We start from the raw sequence: 18212 nt of genomic DNA on the forward strand, positions 1-18212 counted from the left end.
GGGTTTCACACCGCGCGGGCGGACCGTACCGGAGGAGCACGGTCCGGTCCGTCGGCCGGTCGGTGCCCGTGCCGCGGACCGCCGGTCAGCGGCGGCGCACCAGCCCGTCGTCCGCGGCGCCCCGGCTCAGCACGGCCCGGTCGATCTCCTTGCGGACGGCGTCGTGGCCGCGGGTGCGGGTGAGGTCGAGGGCCCGCACCGGTGGACCGATGTCGGTCAGCAGCGGGACGTACTCGGCCCGGGTGACCCGCCAGCGCCCACCGGGTCCGGCCGGCGGGGCGAACCGGAAGCGGGCGGCGGTGCCCCAGTCGCCGCGGGCCTGCGACATCACACCGGCGAGCTGGTCGCCGAGCCCGTAGGCGACCCAGGTCCCGCCGACCTTCTCGAACGGCTGCGGGGCGTGGGCGCGGCTGCCGACGATCAGGTCGATGTCGGGGCGGCCGTCGGTGCGGGCGGCGGCCAGGAGGCGGGCCAGGTGGAGCTGGCGGGCGTCGGGGGCGGTGCGGTACTCGGTGCCCCAGTAGGGGCTGACGACCACCACGTCGGCGCCGGCCCGGCGGGCGGCCCGGGCGTCGGCGACGATCCGCTCCGGGTCGAGCGGGTTCAGCATCCAGGGCGCGTCCTCGGGGGGCCGGCTGTCCTCGGCGTCGTCGGTGTAGGCCAGGTGGGCCACCAGGGCGCCGCCGGGGGCCCGCAACAGGGTGGGGCGGGCGGCCTCGGCGGGGTTCCGGGCGGTGCCGGCGTGCCGCAGGCCGACCGTGTCCAGCGCCTCCAGGGTCCGGCGTACGCCCTCCTCGCCCTGGTCGAGGGCGTGGTGGGAGGCGGTGGCGCAGGAGTCGAAGCCGGTGGCCTTGAGGGCGGTGGCGATCTGCGGCGGGGCCTGGAGTTCGGGGTAGCCGGTGAACGGGCCGTCCAACGGGCCGATCGGCGCTTCGAGGTCGCACAGCGCCAGGTCGGCGCCGGCGACGACGGGGGCGACGCCGCGGAGCATCGGCCGGAAGTCGTAGCCGCCGTCCACCGGTGCGTCGTCCCGCGCCGTGTCGAGCACGTCGGGGTGGGCGGGGATGACGTCACCGGTGGCGACCAGGGTGAACGGGCGGGCCGGGGCGGCGTCCGCGGGGCGGGCGCGGTGGTGCGGGGCGGAGGCCGTGGCGGGCGGGGCCGGGCGGCGCTCGGCGGGCGGCGGGGTGGATCGGGGGGCGCGCGGCGGGTCGTCCGGCCGGGCGCCGCAGCCGACGGCCAGCCCGACGAGCAGCACCGCCGTCGCATACCGGGTGAACGCGCTCATGTCCGACAGATATCAGTCACTTCCCGCCGGAATATGACCGTAGGGCGTGGTGTCCGGCGCTGTCCCTCGGACGGCCCCGGTACGTGCGGCGGGAACGAGAGGCCGGCACGGGTCGCACGCACGGCGGCCCCGGAGCGAAGGAGCCGGCGCCCGGCGCCCGCCCCGCAACACCAGGGGACCGAGGCCCGTCGACCACCGGGCCCCGCCCCGCCCCAGGGACGGACGCATACCGGCCGGCCCCGTCCCCGCAACTCCACTCCACCGTCGCCCCGTTGTCCGACTGTCGCCCGCAACACCTCACCACCTCCGGCCTGTTGTCGGGCCGAACCGCCCCGGCCGCCCCTAGGGTGGCCCGGTATGAATGAGGAACCACTTCACGTGACGGTGTGGGACGAGGCGCTGCCCGGCGCCCCGCGGGCGCTGCTGGTGCACGGCACGATGAGCTGGGGAACCGACTGCTTCGCGGCGCAGCGGCCACTGGCCGGGGCGTTCCGGCTGGAGCTGGTGGACCGGCGCGGCTTCGGCGACAGCCCCGACGTCGAGCGCAGCGACTACGCGGTGGACGCCGAGGACGTCGGCCGGCTGCTCGGCGACGGGGCCCATCTGGTGGGGCACTCGTACGGCGCGGCGGTCGCGATGCTGGCCGCCGCGGCCCGTCCGGAGGCCGTCCAGTCGCTCACCCTGATCGAGCCGTCGCCGCTGCGCACCGCCGCCGCGCACCCCGTCGTGCGGGCGGCGGTGGAGCGGATCCGGGCGGCGTACGCGAGCGCCGAGGGGGCCGGGGAGGTGAGCCCGCAGGAGTACCTGCGGCAGTCCACCGAGGCGTACGGGATGCGGCTGCCGGAGTTCACGCCCCGCGTCCTGCGGGCGGTCCGCACGGCGATGCGCGAGCGGCCCGTCTGGGACGCGCAGATCCCGCTGGCGCCGCTGGCCCGGGCCCGGATGCCGAAGACGGTCGTCAACGGGACGTGGGAGACCGCGCACGCCGCCTACCGGGAGTTCGTGGGGGACGCGCTGGCCGCCTGCGGGGAGTACCTCGCCGAGATGATCGGGGCCCGCCACGTGCGGGTGCCGGGCACCGACCACCTGCCGCACCAGGAACGGCCGGACGTGGTCAACGAGGTCCTGACCCGGCTGTGGCAGGGCTGAGGGGGCGACGGCCGGGCGGCGGGACCCCGGTCGGCCCGGGGCCCGGCGACCGTCCTCAGGCCGCCTCGATCCCGAAGTCGCCGATCAGCTCGGCCAGCCCGCCGGGGTAGCCCCTGCCCCCCAGGACGAAGTCCCAGTCGTCGCCGGTGCGCCGGCGGAACGAGCCGAGCACCAGCGCCCGCTCGCCGGGCCGCCCGTCGGAGACCGGCAGCCGGTCCCGTTCGGTCCCGGCGGCGTCCACCAGGCGGATCCGGGCGTCGGTGAAGCCGCCGAGATCGGCGTCCGGGTCGGTCTCCGGGTCCACCGCGGCGACCAGGACCAGCCGGTCCGCGTGCGGCGGCAGGTCCGCGAAGCGCACCCGCAGCGCCGCCCGGTCCTCCGTCACGCCGGCCAGCATCCGCACCGAACCGTCGGGCGTGGCGGGGTTGTTGAAGAAGACGAAGTGGTCGTCGTCGAGCACGGCGGTGCCCTTGCAGACCAGGGCGCAGACGTCGAGGGCGGCCTCGCCGGACCAGTTCACGGCGAGGGTGGTGTCCTCCGGCGCCGGCGCGGCGGGCTCCGGGGCGGCGGGGCGGCCGTCGCCGGGACCGAGGCGGCCACGCAGCCCGTACCGGCCGAGCAGGTCGACGAGTTCCGGCCCGGCGATGAGGGTGAGCGGCTTGCCCTGGGCGAAGCGGTGGGCGCCGGGGCCGAACTGCGACGTCGTCACCAGCACGCCCTTGTTGGCGCCTGCGGACTGGACGGTGCCGTACAGGTCGCGGACCGCGGTCGGCGGGACGGTGTTGCGGTAGCGCTTGACCTGCACGACGATCTTGCCGCCGCGGATCGGGTCCGGGTCCAGGGCGTCCACGTCGATGCCGCCGTCGCCGGACCGCTCGGTGGTGACGGCCCGCATCCCCATCGCGCGGAACAGCTCGGCGATCAGCTGCTCGAAGGCGAGCGGGTCCATCGCGTGCAGGTCCGGATCGCCGTCGGTGCCGTGCGAGACCACCGCGCCGCCGGCGATGTCGTCCGGCCGCCGCCCGGGACGGATCGGGGTGCGCTGGTCGGGGCGGGCGGAGAGCTGGCCGCGGAGCCCGTCGGTGAGGCAGTCCAGGGCACTGACCTGGGCCAGGTGGTAGGACTCGACGGCGTCGCGCGGTGCCAGGACGGTGGCGAGGAAGAGCGTGGCGGGGCGCCCGGTGACCGGGTCCACGTCGTCGACGAAGCCGTTGAGCACCACCGAGTCGAGGGCGCCGTAGGTGTCGGCGGCGAACAGGTCGCGCAGGACCAGCAGCACGCTCTGGGCCAGCACGTCGCGGTAGAGCGCCCGGCACTGGGCCGTCGGGCGGGCGGTCTCCCGCTCCTCGTCGGCGGTCGGCAGGTAGCGGACGGCCTTGACGGCGGGGACCACGTCGTAGCCGGGCAGCTCCCAGTCCAGGACGAGCTGGCGGGCGGCGGTGTCGTAGCCGGCGCTGAGTTGGCGGGGGAAGCCTTCGGGCCAGGAGGTGCCGGAGTACAGGGCGGCGGAGAAGTACTCGACGACGGCGTCCGCGTCGCCGGCGCGCAGGCCGGCGACGAGTTCCTGGACGCCGGCGTTGTGCCGGCGGATCCCGTCCAGGGCGCCGGCCGCCCACTGGTCGTACTGCTGCTGGTAGGCGGCCAGTTGGGCCTGGCGCCGGGACTCGGCGGACTGGGCCGCGTACCAGTCCTGTTCGTAGCGGGCGCGGGCCTCCTGCTGGTCACGGTCGCGGCGGGCGCCGGACCGCAGGCTGCCGGTGGGCACCTGGTAGCGGGCCGGGTCGGGCATGACCACCGGGGTGGCCAACGCGCCGGGGGCGAAGGGTTCTACGCGTTCGGGGCGGAGCAGGGCGGCGGCGGTGAAGGCCGGTGCCCGGCAGCCGGTGGCGAGCAGGTCGCCGAGGGCGGCGACCCGGGCGTCGAGCTCCTCGGTGCGGCGGCGGGCGTCGGCCTCGCGCTGCCGACGGTAGGCGGTCTGCCGCTCACGGTGCATCCGGGCCATGGCGCGTTCGGCGGCGCGGGCCTGCCGCTCCTGTTCCCGCTGCTGCTGCACTTGCGCGCGGTGGGCGACCTCCGCGCGGCGCTGCTGCTGGCGCTGCGCCTCGGCCCACATGCCGAGTAATCCCTGGGAACGGCGGCTCATCTCGCGGTTCGTCCTCCCCCCGGGGCGGCGCCCCCGGAACCCGTGGCGGCGGCTTCCCTGCCCCTCTGGCCTGGTCCGTCGTGGTGAGGCGACTTTAGCGGGGGCGGGCGGCGGCGATCAGGGGGTGACCGGTCCTGATCGGTGCCGGGCGGAGGTCGGCGCGTGCTCCCCGGCAGCGCGCAAAAATCACAGACATCTCGTGAAGTTCACGTCTTGAATTGAGAACTTCACATGTGATTCTGTTGGATGCATCATGAGCGACGTGATTCCTGAGAACTCGACGGGCACCGCGGTCCCCACGGCACCCCGCCCGCTGGTCGGCGTCTCGCTGAAGCTGTACTTCGGCCTGGCGCAGACCCGGGCCTGGCTCGCCGAGGTCGCCGCCCTCGGCGAGGTGCTGGCCGGCCTGCCGCGCCCCGTCGACCTCTTCGTACTGCCCTCCTTCCCGGCGCTGGCGGACGCCCGGGAACTCCTGGCCGGCACCGGCGTCGGCTACGGCGCCCAGGACGTGCACTGGGCCGAGCGGGGCGCGTGGACCGGCGAGGTCTCGGCCGGGATGCTGGCCGAGACCGGCGCCCGCTACGTCGAGGTCGGCCACGCCGAGCGCCGCCGCCACTTCGGGGAGACCGACCAGGTCGTGGCCGCCAAGACCCGGGCCGCCACCACGGCCGGCCTGATCCCGGTGATCTGCGCGGGCGAGCGGCACGCCGCGGACCCGGCGACGGCCGCCGAGGAGGCGCTGACCCAGGTCCGGGCCGCGTTGACCGGCGCCGCCCCGGGCAGCGAAGTGATCGTCGCCTACGAACCGGTCTGGGCGATCGGGGCCGACGCACCGGCGCCCGCCGGGCACGTCCGCGCGGTCGCCACGGCACTCCGCGACGCGCTGCGCGCACACGACGTGCGCGGTCGGCTGATCTACGGCGGGACCGCGGGCCCCGGCACCTACACCGAGCTGGCCGGTGCCGTCGACGGGCTGTTCCTGGGCCGGCTCGCCCACGACACCGCGGGACTGCGGACGGTCCTCGACGAGATCGCCCGCAGCTGACCCGCGTCCCACCCCGCCTCAGGAGCCCACAGTGGAGCCGGAATTGGAGCCCGACATGTCCCGTACGTTCCCGATCGCGATCGGTGCCGACGACGCCGGCACCGCCATGAAGGACGCCATGGCCGCGTACCTCGCCGAGCACGGCCACTCGGTCACCGACCTGAGCGCCGACGCCACCGAGGACTACCCCGACGTCGCCGAGCGCGTCGCGCGGAGCGTGGCCAGCGGCGAGCACGAGCGCGCGGTGCTGATCTGCGGCACCGGCATCGGCATGGCGATCGCCGCCAACAAGGTCCCGGGGATCCGCGCCGCGCAGATCCCCGACAGCTACAGCGCCGAACGGGCCCGCAAGTCCAACGACGCCCAGATCGCCTGCTTCGGCAGTCGCACCATGGGTGTGGAGGCGGCGCTGGTCTGCCTGCGGCACTGGCTGGACTCCGACTTCGCCGGTGGCCGCTCGGCCCCCAAGGTGGAGAAGATCAAGCAGGTCGAATCGCGTAACCTGCGCGCGGCCTGAGTCCGACGCCCGCACTCCCCCGCTCCCCCACACCCCCTCCCTCCCGAAAGGCGGTCACGGCCATGCGCGCAGTAGTCCTAGAGGAACCGCACCGGCTCGACGTCACCACCGTCCCGGACCCCACGCCCGGCCCCGGCGAGGTCGTCGTCAAGGTCGCGGCGGCGGGCCTGTGCGGGACCGACGTGCACATGCTGGCCGGCGAGTTCGGGCCGACCCGCTATCCGGTGATACCCGGGCACGAGTTCGCCGGTGAGGTGGTCGCGGTCGGCGCGGACGTCACGGAGTTCGCCGAGGGCGACGCCGTCGCGGCCGACCCGGCGATCTACTGCGGCGCCTGTCACTTCTGCGCCATCGGCCGCGGCAACCTCTGCGAACGCTGGGGCACCATCGGCATCACCCAGGACGGCGCCTGCGCGGAGTACGTCGCGGTGCCGGTCCGCAACTGCTACCGCCTGCCGGAGGGCGTGTCGTTGGCGCACGCGCCGCTGATCGAGCCGCTGTCGACGATCGTGCGCGGCTTCGACCTCGTGGCGCCCAAGCTCGGCGACAACTTCCTCATCTACGGCGCCGGCACCATGGGCCTGCTCTACCTCCAGGTCGCCCAACGCTCCGGCGCCGCCTCGGTCTCGGTCGTCGACGTCAACGAGGACCGGCTCGCGGTGGCCCGCAAGCTCGGCGCGGACGCCGTCGCCACCCACGCCGACGCACTGGCCGACGCGCACCCGCGCGGCTGGGAGGTGGTCACCGACTGCACCGGCAACATCCGCGCCATCGAGGACGGCCTGACCCGGCCGGCCCGGGGCGGCACCTTCCAGCAGTTCGGCTGCGCACCCGACCAGGAGACCGCGCGGTTCTCGCCGTTCCGGATCTACAACGACGAGATCCGGATCGTCGGCAGCATGGCGATCCTGCACAGCTACGGCCGCGCGGTGGAGCTGCTGGGCAAGGGCGTCATCGACGCCGAGACCATGATCACGCACCGGTTCGGGCTGGACGGGTACGCCACCGCGCTGGAGACCTTCCGGCAGGGCACCGGCCGCAAGCTCCAGATCGTCCCCAACGGCCCGGTCGCCTGACGACCCCGGCGTCCGAGCCGCGCCGCCGCGGGCGCGGTGCACCGGGCGGCCGGACGGACCGGCCGGCGCCGGTCAACCGCCCAGTGCGGCCAGTTCGGTGCCGGCCAGGAGGAACGCCCCCACCCCGAAGTCGGCGGTGGAGTCGCGGGTGACCGGCTGGCCCGACTCCGGCCGGTCCCCGACGCCCTGGACGTAGCCCAGGAAGCCGTCGGGGTGGACGGCGGTGTCCACCATCGCCGCCCAGGCGCGGGCGGCCACCGGCAGGTGCTCCGCGCGCGCGACGACTCCGGCGCGGACCGCGGCGGCGAGGGCGTAGGTGAACAGCGCGGTGCCGCTGGTCTCCGGGCCCGGCGGGTGCCCGGGGTCGGCGAGGTCGACGTTCCAGAAGCCGTCCGGTCGCTGCGCCGCGCGCAGGGCCGTCAACTGCGCGGCGAGGGTGCGGCGGTAGCCGGCGGTCGGCCCGAAGGCGTCCGGCAGCACCGCCAGCACCTTGGCGTGCGCGGCCGCGACCCAGCCGTTGCCGCGCGACCACCACACCGGTCCGCCGTCCGGCCCGGTGATCCCGCCGGGCAGGAAGCGCTGGTCGCGGTACCACAGCCCGCTGGCGGGGTCGCGCAGGCCCGGCCCGCCCTCGGCGTCCCGGGTGTGGGTGTAGAAGGCGTGCATCGCGTCCCAGTACGAGCGGTCGGCGCGCAGTGCGCCGAGCCGGGCGAACGCCGGCATCGCCATGTGCAGCGCGTCGTCCCACCACCAGTCGTCGTGCCGCTGCCCGGCGGTGTCGACCATCCGCCGCACGGATTCCTCGATGGCGGCGGACTTCGCCGGGTCGGGCGCCGGGTCCAGCGCGTACAGGTCGAGGTAGACCTGGCCCGCGCACTGGTCGTCGGCGTGCCGGGTGGTGGGGCCACCGTGCAGACCGTAGTGGTGGTGCTCCGCCCAGGCGCGGGCGTAGGCGAGGTAGCGGGGTTCGCGGGTGAGGCGGTGCAGGGCCGTCAGCCCGCAGAAGAAGGTGGCGCGGGCCCACTGGTTGTCACCGGGGTCGCGGTGCGCGCCGATCCAGTGGTCGGCGACCCGGCGCAGGACGGCGACGGTGCGGACGTGCCGGCGTTCCATGAACACCCCTCCGGGACGGAAGCACGGACGTGCAGGGGCACGAGCAAGGGTTCCTTCGCACAGTCGAGCGAGGACATCGTGGCAGCCAACTCCCGCCGGCGGAAGGGGCGGAGGACGGCGGGGCCGCGCGGTGCGGGCGGCGGAGGAATTGCCTTCGCACGTGCGTGCCCGTACGGTTGACGACGTGACTACCGGGTCGGCCATGGGCCACGAGCGAGTGAGGCACCCGGTCACTCAGTGACCGTGCGGCGGGTCCGAGACCCGCCCGCCCCAGATTGCCTCTCCCCCGCGCGCGCTGCGCGCCACTTCCTCCACCGCGCGAGAACGTTCCGCGCGCTCTTCTGTGTACCGCACCACGCCTGCCGCCGTGCCGCGCCCTGCCGCGCCGCGCCGTCGCCGCGTGGGCGCTTCCCCCTGCCCTGGCGCCCGCGCGCCGGGCACCTCATTCCTGGAGACGCACCCTTCATGCCCCATGACTTCAACCAGCACGTCATCGACGAGTTCCGGGCCAACGCCGGCCGGGTCGGCGGCCCCTTCGAGGGCGGCCGGCTGGTCCTGCTGACCACCACCGGCGCCCGCAGCGGCACCCGGCACACCACCCCGGTCGGCTACCTCCCCGACGGCGAACGGATCCTGGTGATCGCCTCGGCCGGCGGCGCACCGCACCACCCGGACTGGTTCCACAACCTCCGCACCCACCCCCGCGTCACCGTCGAGACCGGGGTCTTCACCTACGAGGCGGCGGCCGAGGTGCTGGCCGGTGAGGAACGCGACCGGGTCTTCGCCCGCGCCGTCGAGGCCAACCCGGGCTGGGCCGACTACCAGGCGAAGACCCGACGCACCATCCCGGTGGTGGCCCTGACGTCGGTCGAGGCCGGTCCGCCGCGCTTCGCCGGCGCGACGCCGGGGCAGACGGTCGCCCTCGTCCACGACGCCTTCCGCCGCGAGATCGCCACCCTGCGCAAGGAGTTCGCCGCCTCGGGCAGCGTGCTCGGCGCCCAACTGCGGATCAACTGCCTGACCCTGTGCCAGGGGTTGCACAACCACCACACCGGCGAGGACCGCGGGATGTTCCCCGCGCTCCGCCGCCACCGGCCGGACCTCGCCCCGGTGCTGGACCGGCTGGACGAGGAGCACCGGGCCCTCGCGGCGATCCTGGACGCACTGCAGCGGGCGCTGGCCGAACCGTCCGCCGCCCCGGGCGGCATCGGCGCCGAGGTCGAGCGGCTCACCGACCAGCTGGAGGCCCATCTCACCTACGAGGAGGAGCAGTTGATCCCGGTGCTCGACGCGCTGGCCGGCTGAGAACGGGGCGACGGCCGCCGGGTCATATCCGGCGGCCGTGCCCCTCCCAGTAGGGGTCCCGCAGCTGCCGCTTGAAGAGCTTGCCGGACTCGTCACGCGGCAGCAGCTCCTCGAACACCACGGCCCGGGGCACCTTGTACGCGGCGAGCCGCTCGGCGACGTGGGCCCGGACCTCGGCGGCACTGAGCCGCACCCCGGCCTCCGTCTCCAGGTGCGCGGCGAGCGCCTCGCCGAACTCCTCGTCGGGGATGCCGAACACCGCCGCGTCCCGCACCCCGTCGAGGGCGAGCAGGCACCCCTCGATCTCCGCCGGGTAGATGTTGACGCCGCCGGAGATGACCAGGTCGTTGCGGCGGTCGCTGAGGTAGAGGAAGCCGTCCTCGTCGAGGTGGCCGACGTCGCCGAGGGTGACGTGTCCGGGCCGGCCGGGCGCCTCCATGGCGGCGCGCCGGTCCGGGTCGCCGAGGTAGCTGAAGCGGGGCCAGTTCTCGGCGGGCCGGACGTAGATCTCGCCGGTGGCGCCGGGCGGCAGCGGCGCTCCGTCGGGTCCGAGGACGAGGACGTCGCAGGTGCCCTGGGCCCGGCCGACGGTCCCGGGGTGGGCGAGCCATTCCGCGCTGTCGCACCAGGTCACCGCGCCGGTCTCGCTGCCGCCGTAGTACTCGCGCAGCACCGGTCCCAGCCAGTCGATCATGGCGTGTTTGATGTGCGGCGGGCAGGGCGCGGCGGCGTGCACCACCGAGGTGAGGGAGGACAGGTCGTAGCGCTCCCGGACCTCCTTGGGCAGCCGCAGCAGCCGGACGAACATGGTGGGCACCACCTGCGCCTGCTCGATGCGGTGCCGCTCCACCAGCCGCAGGAACTCCTCCGCGTCGAACCGCGGCATCAGCGTGACGTCCAGGCCGGCGGCGAGCGCCAGGACGGCGTGCTGGCTGGGCGAGGCGTGGTAGAGCGGGGCCGGGATCAGGGTCCGGCCGCCGGGGGCGACCGCGAAGTACTCCAGGAAGCTCGCCACCGCTTCGGCGAGCCGCTCCGGGCCGACCGGTTCCCGCAGAACGCCCTTGGGGCGACCGGTCGTTCCGGAGCTGTAGAGGACCGTGGGCGGTCGGGCCGCGACCTGCCGGGCCAGCGGCGGCCGCCCGGCCAGCCAGTCGTCGAGGACGGGGTACCGGCCGGTGACGGGCGGGGCGGTGGTCCCGCAGGCGGCCGCCACGCCGGGCGGCACCGCGACCTCGACGACCTGCACGCCCTCGGGCAGGACCGCGCTCACCGCGTCGAGCAGGTCGGTGTGGACGAAGACCACTGCGCTGCCGCTGTCGGCCAGTACGTACCGCAGGTCGTCGGTGCGGAAGTGCCAGTTGACGGGGACGGCGGCGGCACCGAGCTGGGCGGCCGCGGTGGTGATCTCCAGGTGGGCGGGCTCGTTGCGGAGCACCACGGCGACCCGGTCGCCGGGCTCGACCCCCAGCTCCGCCAGGCCCGTTGCGATCCGTGCGGCGCGGTCGAAGAACTCCGGGTAGCCGCGTTCGTGGCCCGCGCAGCGGATGGCGGGGGCACGGGCGGCGGACGGTGCGACGGTTTCCATGGTGCCTCCAGGAGGGAGCGGCCAGGACCGGCGCACACCGGTCCGGCCCATTGAACAGCGCCCCGCCGGGTGCCCACCAGAGCGCGCCGCGCCATCCGCGCGCGCCCGGCGCGGTGCTCCGATCGCCCCGCACCGGGCGCCGTCACCGGCGGCCGCTCCTATCCTCAAGACCATGGCCGACAACGACATCCTGCGCACCCACACCGAGGCGTTGACGCTGTTCGGCGCCCGCGTCCACGCCGTCCGGGACGACCAGTGGGAGGCACCCACCCCGTGCACGCAGTGGTCGGTGTTCGACCTGGTCAACCACCTCACGGCGGAGCAGCTGTGGGTGCCGCGCCTGGTGCGGGACGGGGCGACCATCGCCGAGGTGGACGGGGACTTCGACGGGGACCAGCTCGGCGAGGACCCGGTCGGCGCGTGGGACGGGGCCGCGGCCGCGGCCCGGTCGGCGTTCGCCGCACCGGGCGTCCTGCACCGCTCGGTCCACCTGTCCTACGGCACCACGCCGGCGGACGCCTACTGCACGCAACTGACCGCCGACGCGGTGGTGCACGCCTGGGACCTGTCCCGCGCGATCGGCGCCGACGAGCGGGTGCCGGCGCACCTGGTGGCCGCGGCGCTGCGCGAGGTGGAGCCGTACGCGGAGGCGCTGGCGGGGACGGGGTTGTTCGCCGCGCCGGTGGAACCCCCGGCGGACGCGGACGACCTGACCCGGCTGCTGTGCCTGCTCGGCCGCCGCCCCTGAGCGACGGATCACCGGTGACGCCCGCCGGCCCCGACCCCTCGGTGGGGCCGGGGCCGGCGGGCGTTCCGCGGCGGGGTCAGTCGATGCCGCGGACGATGTGCGGTTCGACGGGATCCTCCTCGCAGCCGGCCAGGCGCACCGGGGCACAGCGGTCCCAGGCTTCGAGGCTGCGGACTTCCTTGATGCGCCCGGGGCGCTCGCCCTGCTTCAGACGGGGCTGCTTGTGCTGAGCCTTGTGCACTGCCACCACGCACTCCTTCATCGAGGTATGGGTTCCGACGCGGTGGCGCCTTGTTCACAGACCGGGAGGTCGGCCAGGGTGTGTGGCGTTCCCGCGACGGGCCAATGGTGTTGGCGTCTCCCAGGAGGGTCGTCCGTCGCCTTCCAGAATATCGACGCCCCGTGGCCGCCGCTCGACTTTTTGCGGCGATAAGCGCACGTCTCGGGAACACGGACCGGCCGCCCGGCGCCAGCGCCCGCGCCGGGGCGCACGAACACGCGGCGTCATTCACCCGAACGGCCGTCAACCCCTCGTCCGCGCGGCGTTCGCGGGACACCGGTTGCCGGGTGCCGCCCCTTCCGTAGCGTGGAAAGGTCGTCCCGATCCCCGCGGGGCGCCCGTCCGCGCGCCGCGTCCCGCCGGCGGCGGCCGCGGTGCTACCCATGGGCGGGTGGAATGGTTCTCGGATCCGGGCTCATGGCTCGGGCGGCTGGTCTTCCAGCGGCTGCTCGCGGTGCTCTACCTGGTCGCGTTCCTCGCCGCGGCCCACCAGTTCCGGGCGCTCCTGGGGGCCCGCGGCATGCTGCCGATCCCGACGTTCACCGCGCGGGTGCCGTTCCGGCTGGCCCCCTCGGTCTTCCAGCTGCACTACTCGGACCGGTTCTTCGCCCTCTGGTCCGGCAGCGGGGCGGTGCTGGCGGCGGCGGTCGCGGCGGGGGCGGCGGACGCGGTGCCGCTGTGGGCGGCGATGGTGCTGTGGGCCGTGCTGTGGGCGATGTACCTGTCGATCGTCAACGTCGGGCAGACCTGGTACGGGTTCGGTTGGGAGACGTTGCTGCTGGAGGCGGGGGCGCTGGCGGTCCTCCTCGGCAACGCCGACACCGCTCCCCCGGTGCTGATCATGTGGCTGCTGCGGTGGCTGCTGTTCCGGGTGGAGTTCGGCGCCGGGCTGATCAAGATGCGCGGGGACCGCTGCTGGCGCGATCTGACCTGCCTGTACTACCACCACGAGACGCAGCCGATGCCGGGCCCACTCAGCTGGTTCTTCCACCACCTGCCGGCACCGCTGCACCGGGTCGAGACGGCGGCCAACCACGTCGCCCAACTCGTGCTGCCGGTCCTGCTGTTCACCCCGCAGCCGGTGGCCGGGTGGGCGGCCCTGGGGATGGCCGCCACCCAGCTGTGGCTGGTGCTGTCCGGCAACTTCGCCTGGTTGAACTGGGTCACCATCGCGCTGGCCCTGTCCGCCGCCGCCCCGCTGTGGGCCGGCCCCCCGTCGGCACCGGGTCCGCCGCCGGTGTGGTTCGTGGTGGTGGTGACCGCGGCCGCCGTCGGCGTGCTCGCGCTCAGCTACCGTCCGGCCCGCAACCTGCTGTCCCGGGGCCAGCTGATGAACACCTCGTACGAGCCGCTGCACCTGGTCAACTCCTACGGCGCGTTCGGCAGCATCACCCGGGTGCGCCGGGAGATCGTCGTCGAGGGCACCGCGGACGCGGTGACCGGGCCGGAAACGACGTGGCACGCCTACGAGTTCCACGGCAAGCCCGGTGAACCGGGGCGTCTGCCACGCCAGTTCGCCCCCTTCCACCTTCGGCTCGACTGGTTGATGTGGTTCGCGGCGCTCTCGCCGGCCTACGCCCGTTCCTGGTTCGTGCCGTTCGTGGCGCGGCTGCTGGAGAACGACCGGGACACCCTGCGGCTGCTGCGCCGCAACCCCTTCCCCGACCTGCCGCCGGCCCGGGTGCGGGCCCGGGTCTTCCGCTACCGCTTCACGACCTGGCGGGAACTGCGGGAGACCGGCGCGTGGTGGCACCGGAGCGCGGAGCGGGAGTTCCTGCCGCCGGTGTCGCGGTCAACTCTGCCCGGAAGGCGATGACCATCTCGCGGGCGTGCCGCAGTCCGATCCGCTTGAAGTCGCTTTCCAGGACGTCGAGTTCGGTGAGGGTGCCGGCGCGTTCGCGGCCCAGTCGGGCGCGGGACTTGGCCAGGCCCAGCCGGGAGAGCGCCTCGCCACGCGGCTCCTGCATCGCGCGGAACTCGCCCAGTGCGAGGGTGTAGGTGTCGCGGGCCTCGGCGTAGCGGCCGGCGCGGTACAGGACGTTGCCGCGCATCTTGTGGTTGTAGGCCAGCGCGCCGGCCAGGTCCATGGTGCGGCAGATGTTCTCCGCCTCGGACAGCAGGGCCAGCGCCCGGTCCGGCTCGCCGCGGACGGAGAGCACGTCGGCCACCCCGCGCAGCGACCAGGCCCGGCCGCGGAAGTCGTCCGCGGCGGCGGCGATCCGGGCGGACTCCTCGAAGAGTTCCAACGCCTTGTGGTGGTCGCCGGTGTTGCGGTGCATCTGGGCTATGCCGGACATCGCCCAGACCATGTGCCGGGCCTCGCCGTGCGCCCGGGCCTGCTCCAGGAGCTCTTCGTGCAGTGCGGCGACGGCGGCGTAGTCGCCCTGGATGCGGCCGGTCTCGGCGAGGCCGGCCAGGGAGTAGCCGTGTGCGAGGCGGTCGCCGCCGGTATGTGCCAACGCCACCGCGTGGGTGAGCAGTCGCCGGGCCAGCGCCAGGGTGCCGCACTGGCGGGCGAGGGTGCCGCCGCTCCACAGGGCCCAGGCCATGGCGGCCGGGTCGCCGGCGGTCCGGCCGCTGCGGTAGGCGGCGCGCCAGGCGGTGCCCGCCGCGTCCACCCGTCCCAGTCTCCGGTTGGCCTCGGCGACGGCCAGCTGGGCTCTGGACCGGTCGAGCGCGGTGTCCGCTGCGGCGAGTGTCCGGTGCGCGGTGGCCAGTACCTCCTCGTAGGAGGAGTTCACGCTCAGCGCCGAGCCCAGTTCACCCTGGTACTCCGGGGCGAATGCCTTGCCGTACATCAATCCGTGGCCTCTCGATCATGCGTTTGCCTGTCCACGAACGTACGGAAGGCGAGGGGTGCGGCGAATCCGTCCGCGTATGGGTTGTCGTGTACGTCTGGAGTGCTACGGGTGGGGGTGGGGGTCATCACCGGGATGTATGTCGTTCTCGGGGTCCAAGGTGGGGATGGGTGCTGATGGTTCGTCACGTGCCGGGCTCTTGCGGGGCTCTTGCGGGGCGGTGCGGGGCGGGTCACCCTGGCGGGCACGACACCGGAGGTGTGGCATGCAGGAGGCGGTCGAAGGGCGCGACGGCGTCGGCCGGCGGCGTTTCGTCGGGGCGCTCGGGGCGGGCGCGTGGGGCGTGGTCGGGTCCGTGGCCGGGCCGGGCGGGGACCGCGCGTGGGCCCGGTCCGGTCCGCGGCGGCTGCACCCGTTGTTCCTGGGGACGTACACCTCGCAGCCGGGCGGCGGCAGCGGCATCGGGCTGGCCGGCTACGACCCCGGGACCGGTGCGCTCACCGCCACGGGCGTGATCCCGGGCGTCGCCGATCCGTCGTACCTGGCGCTGGCGCCGGACGGCCGCACGCTCTACGCGGTCGACGAGCAGGAGGCCGGCGCGGTGACCGCCCTCGCGCTGCCGGGGGACGGCGGCGCACCGGTGGTGCTGGGCAGTCGGCCCACCGGCGGGGCCGGGCCGTGCCACCTGTCGGTGCACCCCGGCGGGCGGTGGCTGCTGAGCGCCAACTACCTCTCGGGGAGCGTGGCCGTGCACCCGATCGACCCCGGCAGCGGTGCGTTGGGCCCGCGCACCGACCTGGTCGTGCACGACAGTCCGCCGCCCGGCCCCGGGCAGACGGGACCGCATGCGCACCAGGTCGTCACCGCGCCGGACGGCCGGTACGTGCTGGCCGTGGACCTCGGCAACGACACCGTCTACACCTACCGGCTCGATCCGCGGGCCGGGAAGCTGACGCGGGTGGCGTCCGCGACGCTGCGGCCCGGCGCCGGGCCCCGCCAGCTGACCTTCCACCCGTCGGGGCGGTACGCCTATCTGGCGAACGAGGTCGACAACACCGTGGTGGTGTGCGGGTACGACCCGGGCAGCGGGCGGTTGGTGCCCGGGGAGCCGCAGTCCACCGGGACCGGCCCGGGCGTCAGCTATCCGGCGCAGGTCCTGGTCACCCGGGACGGCCGGTTCGCCTTCCTCGCCAACCGCGGTCACAACAGCCTCACCCGGTACGCCGTGACGGCGGGCGGGGGCCGGCTGCGGCTGCTGGACACGGTGCCGGTGGGCGGCGACTTCCCCCGGCAGATCGCGTTCTCGCCGGACCAGCGGTGGTTGTTCGCCGCGAACCAGAAGTCGGGGTCGGTGACGGTGTTCGCGGTGGACGCCCGGGCCGGGACGCTGGTGCGGGTGGGCGAGCCGTTCGCGGCGCCGGTGGCGGTCTGCGTACTGCCGCGCTGACCGGCCGGGGGCACCGGCCGGGACCCGGGGCCCGCGGCGCCGACATGCCGAAACACTGCGGCAACAGGCCCGCAGGATTGGCGCGTTAGCGTCGCGCCCCATGAGTACGGGATCCACGACATCCGGCGCCGGCACCGCCTCCGACGCCCCCGCACGGCCTCCACGGTCGACCGCCCCGGGCTCGGACGCCGCCGGCGCCGGGCTCCGGCAGGGCCTCCAACGCCGGCACGTGCAGCTGATCGCGCTGGGCGGGGTCATCGGGGCCGGGTTGTTCGTCGGCAGCGGGGTGGTGGTCCGGTCCGCGGGGCCGGCCGCGGTGGTGTCCTTCCTGGCGGCCGGCGGCCTGACCGTGCTGATCATGCGGATGCTCGCCGAGATGACGGTGGCCCGCCCGGCGTTGGGCTCCTTCTACGCGCACGTCCGGGAGACCCTCGGCCACCGGGCCGGGTTCGCCGTGGGCTGGCTGTACTGGTACTTCTTCGTGATCGTGGTCGCGGTGGAGGCGGTGGCCGGCGGCCGGATCATCCGGCTGTGGCTGCCCGGTGCCCCGCTGTGGGCGGTCAGCCTGGTGCTGATGGCGCTGCTGACGGCGACGAACATGGTGTCGGCGCGCTCCTACGGCGAGTTCGAGTACTGGTTCTCGTCGATCAAGGTCGTGGCGATCGTGGTGTTCCTCTTCCTCGGCGCGCTCTACCTGTGCGGGCTGTGGCCCGGCTCGACCGGCGGGCTGGCGCTGCTCACCGCGCACGGCGGCTTCGCTCCGCAGGGCGTCGGCGCGGTGCTGGCCGCCGTGGTGCCCTGCGTGGGCTTCTTCACCGGTGCCGAGATCGTCACCATCGCCGCCGCCGAATCGGTCGAGCCGGAGCGGGCGGTGGCCGACGCGATCCGGTCGATCGTGCTGCGGGTCGTGGCGTTCTACGTGCTGTCGATCTTCCTGGTGGTCGCGGTGGTGCCGTGGACGTCGAAGGCGATCGAGGTCAGTCCGTACGCGGCGGTGCTGGACCGGTTGGCGGTGCCGGCGGCCGGGACGGTGATGAACGCGATCGTGTTGGTGGCGGTGCTCTCCTGCTTGAATTCCGCGCTCTACACCTCGTCCCGGATGCTCTTCGCGCTCACCCGGAACGGCGATGCACCGCGCGGCCTCACGAAGCTGAGTGCGAGCGGGGTGCCGCGGCGGGCGCTGCTGGCCGGCACCTCGGTCGGATATCTGTCGGTGATCGCGGCGTGGATCTCGCCCGATGTCGTCTTCACGTTCCTCATCAACTCCTATGGCGCCATTGCCCTGTTCGTCTATCTGGCGATCGCGGTGGCGCAGCTGCGGATGCGGCGCGTGCTGGAACGTGACGATCCGGGGCGGCTGACCCTGCGGATGTGGGGTTTCCCGTGGCTCAGCCGGTTGACCGTGGCGCTGATGGCGCTGGTGATCGGGGCGATGGCGGTGCTGCCGGACAGCCGGGCGCAGTTCTGGTTGAGCCTGCTCACGCTGGGTGTCGTCCTGGCGGCCTACGAAATCCGGCGGCGGGTCCGGCGCCCCTAGGGCGCTGCTGACGAAGCGCGCTGGATCCGCAGGTGGGCAGGCCGTCCGCGGCGCCACGGACGGCCTGCCTCCCGCTGGGACGTCGACTCCCGGAATTTCCCCCCGAAATCCCTCTGCGAAATCCGTTCACGGGACCGTCGGACGATCCGCGCTTTCCTTCGGATTTCGCTTGTCGCGTCCT

Annotated in this window: 15 protein-coding genes; 9 read left to right on the top strand and 6 right to left on the bottom strand. The window is 74.5% G+C overall.

Translation table 11 applies throughout. The features are described from left to right. Positions 1-85: 85 nt before the first annotated feature. Entirely contained in the window at positions 86-1288 is a 1203-nt protein-coding gene (locus tag ABD385_RS01970; protein WP_344573073.1) for a CapA family protein, read from the bottom strand. A 357-nt stretch (positions 1289-1645) separates the two neighbouring features. Between ABD385_RS01970 and ABD385_RS01975 the strand changes: the two genes are divergently transcribed. Beyond that, the gene (locus ABD385_RS01975) at positions 1646-2437 is read left to right on the top strand and encodes an alpha/beta fold hydrolase (RefSeq protein ID WP_344573074.1); all 792 of its coding nucleotides are present in this window, start codon (positions 1646-1648) and stop codon (positions 2435-2437) included. A gap of 55 nt (positions 2438-2492) precedes the next feature. Here the strand turns inward: ABD385_RS01975 and ABD385_RS01980 are convergent, their stop codons facing one another. Continuing rightward, positions 2493-4580 carry a restriction endonuclease gene (locus ABD385_RS01980; protein ID WP_344573075.1) on the bottom strand — a complete coding sequence of 696 codons (2088 nt, stop codon included), beginning with the start codon at positions 4578-4580 and terminating at the stop codon, positions 2493-2495. A gap of 253 nt (positions 4581-4833) precedes the next feature. Here ABD385_RS01980 and ABD385_RS01985 point away from each other — a divergent pair, with 253 nt between their 5' ends. From ABD385_RS01985 to ABD385_RS01995, 3 genes are all read left to right on the top strand, one after another. Then, the gene (locus ABD385_RS01985) at positions 4834-5625 is read left to right on the top strand and encodes a triose-phosphate isomerase family protein (RefSeq protein ID WP_344573076.1); all 792 of its coding nucleotides are present in this window, start codon (positions 4834-4836) and stop codon (positions 5623-5625) included. A gap of 55 nt (positions 5626-5680) precedes the next feature. Continuing rightward, positions 5681-6142, top strand: coding sequence for an RpiB/LacA/LacB family sugar-phosphate isomerase (locus tag ABD385_RS01990; RefSeq protein ID WP_344573077.1), 462 nt, complete (start codon positions 5681-5683; stop codon positions 6140-6142). 62 nt (positions 6143-6204) lie between these two features. Continuing rightward, a complete protein-coding gene (locus tag ABD385_RS01995) occupies positions 6205-7218 on the top strand; it encodes a zinc-dependent alcohol dehydrogenase family protein (RefSeq protein ID WP_344573078.1) in 1014 nt (337 codons plus the stop codon). A 72-nt stretch (positions 7219-7290) separates the two neighbouring features. On the opposite strand, the gene ABD385_RS02000 is transcribed toward ABD385_RS01995, so the two are convergent. Beyond that, a complete protein-coding gene (locus tag ABD385_RS02000) occupies positions 7291-8331 on the bottom strand; it encodes a glycoside hydrolase family 88 protein (RefSeq protein WP_344573079.1) in 1041 nt (346 codons plus the stop codon). 465 nt (positions 8332-8796) lie between these two features. Between ABD385_RS02000 and ABD385_RS02005 the strand changes: the two genes are divergently transcribed. After that, positions 8797-9636: a nitroreductase/quinone reductase family protein gene (locus ABD385_RS02005; protein WP_344573080.1), complete on the top strand. Its 840-nt coding sequence runs from the start codon at positions 8797-8799 to the stop codon at positions 9634-9636. Between the two features lie 22 nt (positions 9637-9658). On the opposite strand, the gene ABD385_RS02010 is transcribed toward ABD385_RS02005, so the two are convergent. Then, on the bottom strand, positions 9659-11221 hold the full coding sequence (locus ABD385_RS02010) for an AMP-binding protein (RefSeq protein WP_344573081.1): 1563 nt from the start codon (positions 11219-11221) through the stop codon (positions 9659-9661). A gap of 172 nt (positions 11222-11393) precedes the next feature. On the opposite strand from ABD385_RS02010, the gene ABD385_RS02015 reads away from it, so the two are divergent. Further along, positions 11394-11969, top strand: a complete 576-nt coding sequence (locus ABD385_RS02015) for a TIGR03086 family metal-binding protein (protein WP_344573082.1) — start codon at positions 11394-11396, stop codon at positions 11967-11969. A gap of 76 nt (positions 11970-12045) precedes the next feature. Here the strand turns inward: ABD385_RS02015 and ABD385_RS02020 are convergent, their stop codons facing one another. Beyond that, on the bottom strand, positions 12046-12216 hold the full coding sequence (locus tag ABD385_RS02020; RefSeq protein WP_344573519.1) for a hypothetical protein: 171 nt from the start codon (positions 12214-12216) through the stop codon (positions 12046-12048). Positions 12217-12640: 424 nt separating this feature from the next. Here ABD385_RS02020 and ABD385_RS02025 point away from each other — a divergent pair, with 424 nt between their 5' ends. Continuing rightward, positions 12641-14065 (top strand): lipase maturation factor family protein, encoded by a 1425-nt coding sequence (locus tag ABD385_RS02025; RefSeq protein ID WP_344573083.1) that lies wholly within the window; start codon positions 12641-12643, stop codon positions 14063-14065. Here ABD385_RS02025 and ABD385_RS02030 read toward each other — a convergent pair. Beyond that, complete coding sequence (locus ABD385_RS02030) at positions 13959-15047, bottom strand: tetratricopeptide repeat protein (RefSeq protein ID WP_344573084.1); 1089 nt, start codon at positions 15045-15047, stop codon at positions 13959-13961. The genes ABD385_RS02025 and ABD385_RS02030 overlap by 107 nt on opposite strands. Before the next feature lie 265 nt (positions 15048-15312). Here ABD385_RS02030 and ABD385_RS02035 point away from each other — a divergent pair, with 265 nt between their 5' ends. Together ABD385_RS02035 and ABD385_RS02040 are read left to right on the top strand one after the other, a co-directional pair. Further along, positions 15313-16494, top strand: coding sequence for a lactonase family protein (locus tag ABD385_RS02035; RefSeq protein WP_344573085.1), 1182 nt, complete (start codon positions 15313-15315; stop codon positions 16492-16494). A 100-nt stretch (positions 16495-16594) separates the two neighbouring features. Beyond that, a complete protein-coding gene (locus ABD385_RS02040) occupies positions 16595-18031 on the top strand; it encodes an amino acid permease (RefSeq protein WP_344573086.1) in 1437 nt (478 codons plus the stop codon). The last annotated feature ends 181 nt before the right edge of the window (positions 18032-18212 follow it).

The organism is Streptomyces lunalinharesii (assembly GCF_039532155.1).
Lineage (GTDB): Bacteria > Actinomycetota > Actinomycetes > Streptomycetales > Streptomycetaceae > Streptomyces > Streptomyces lunalinharesii.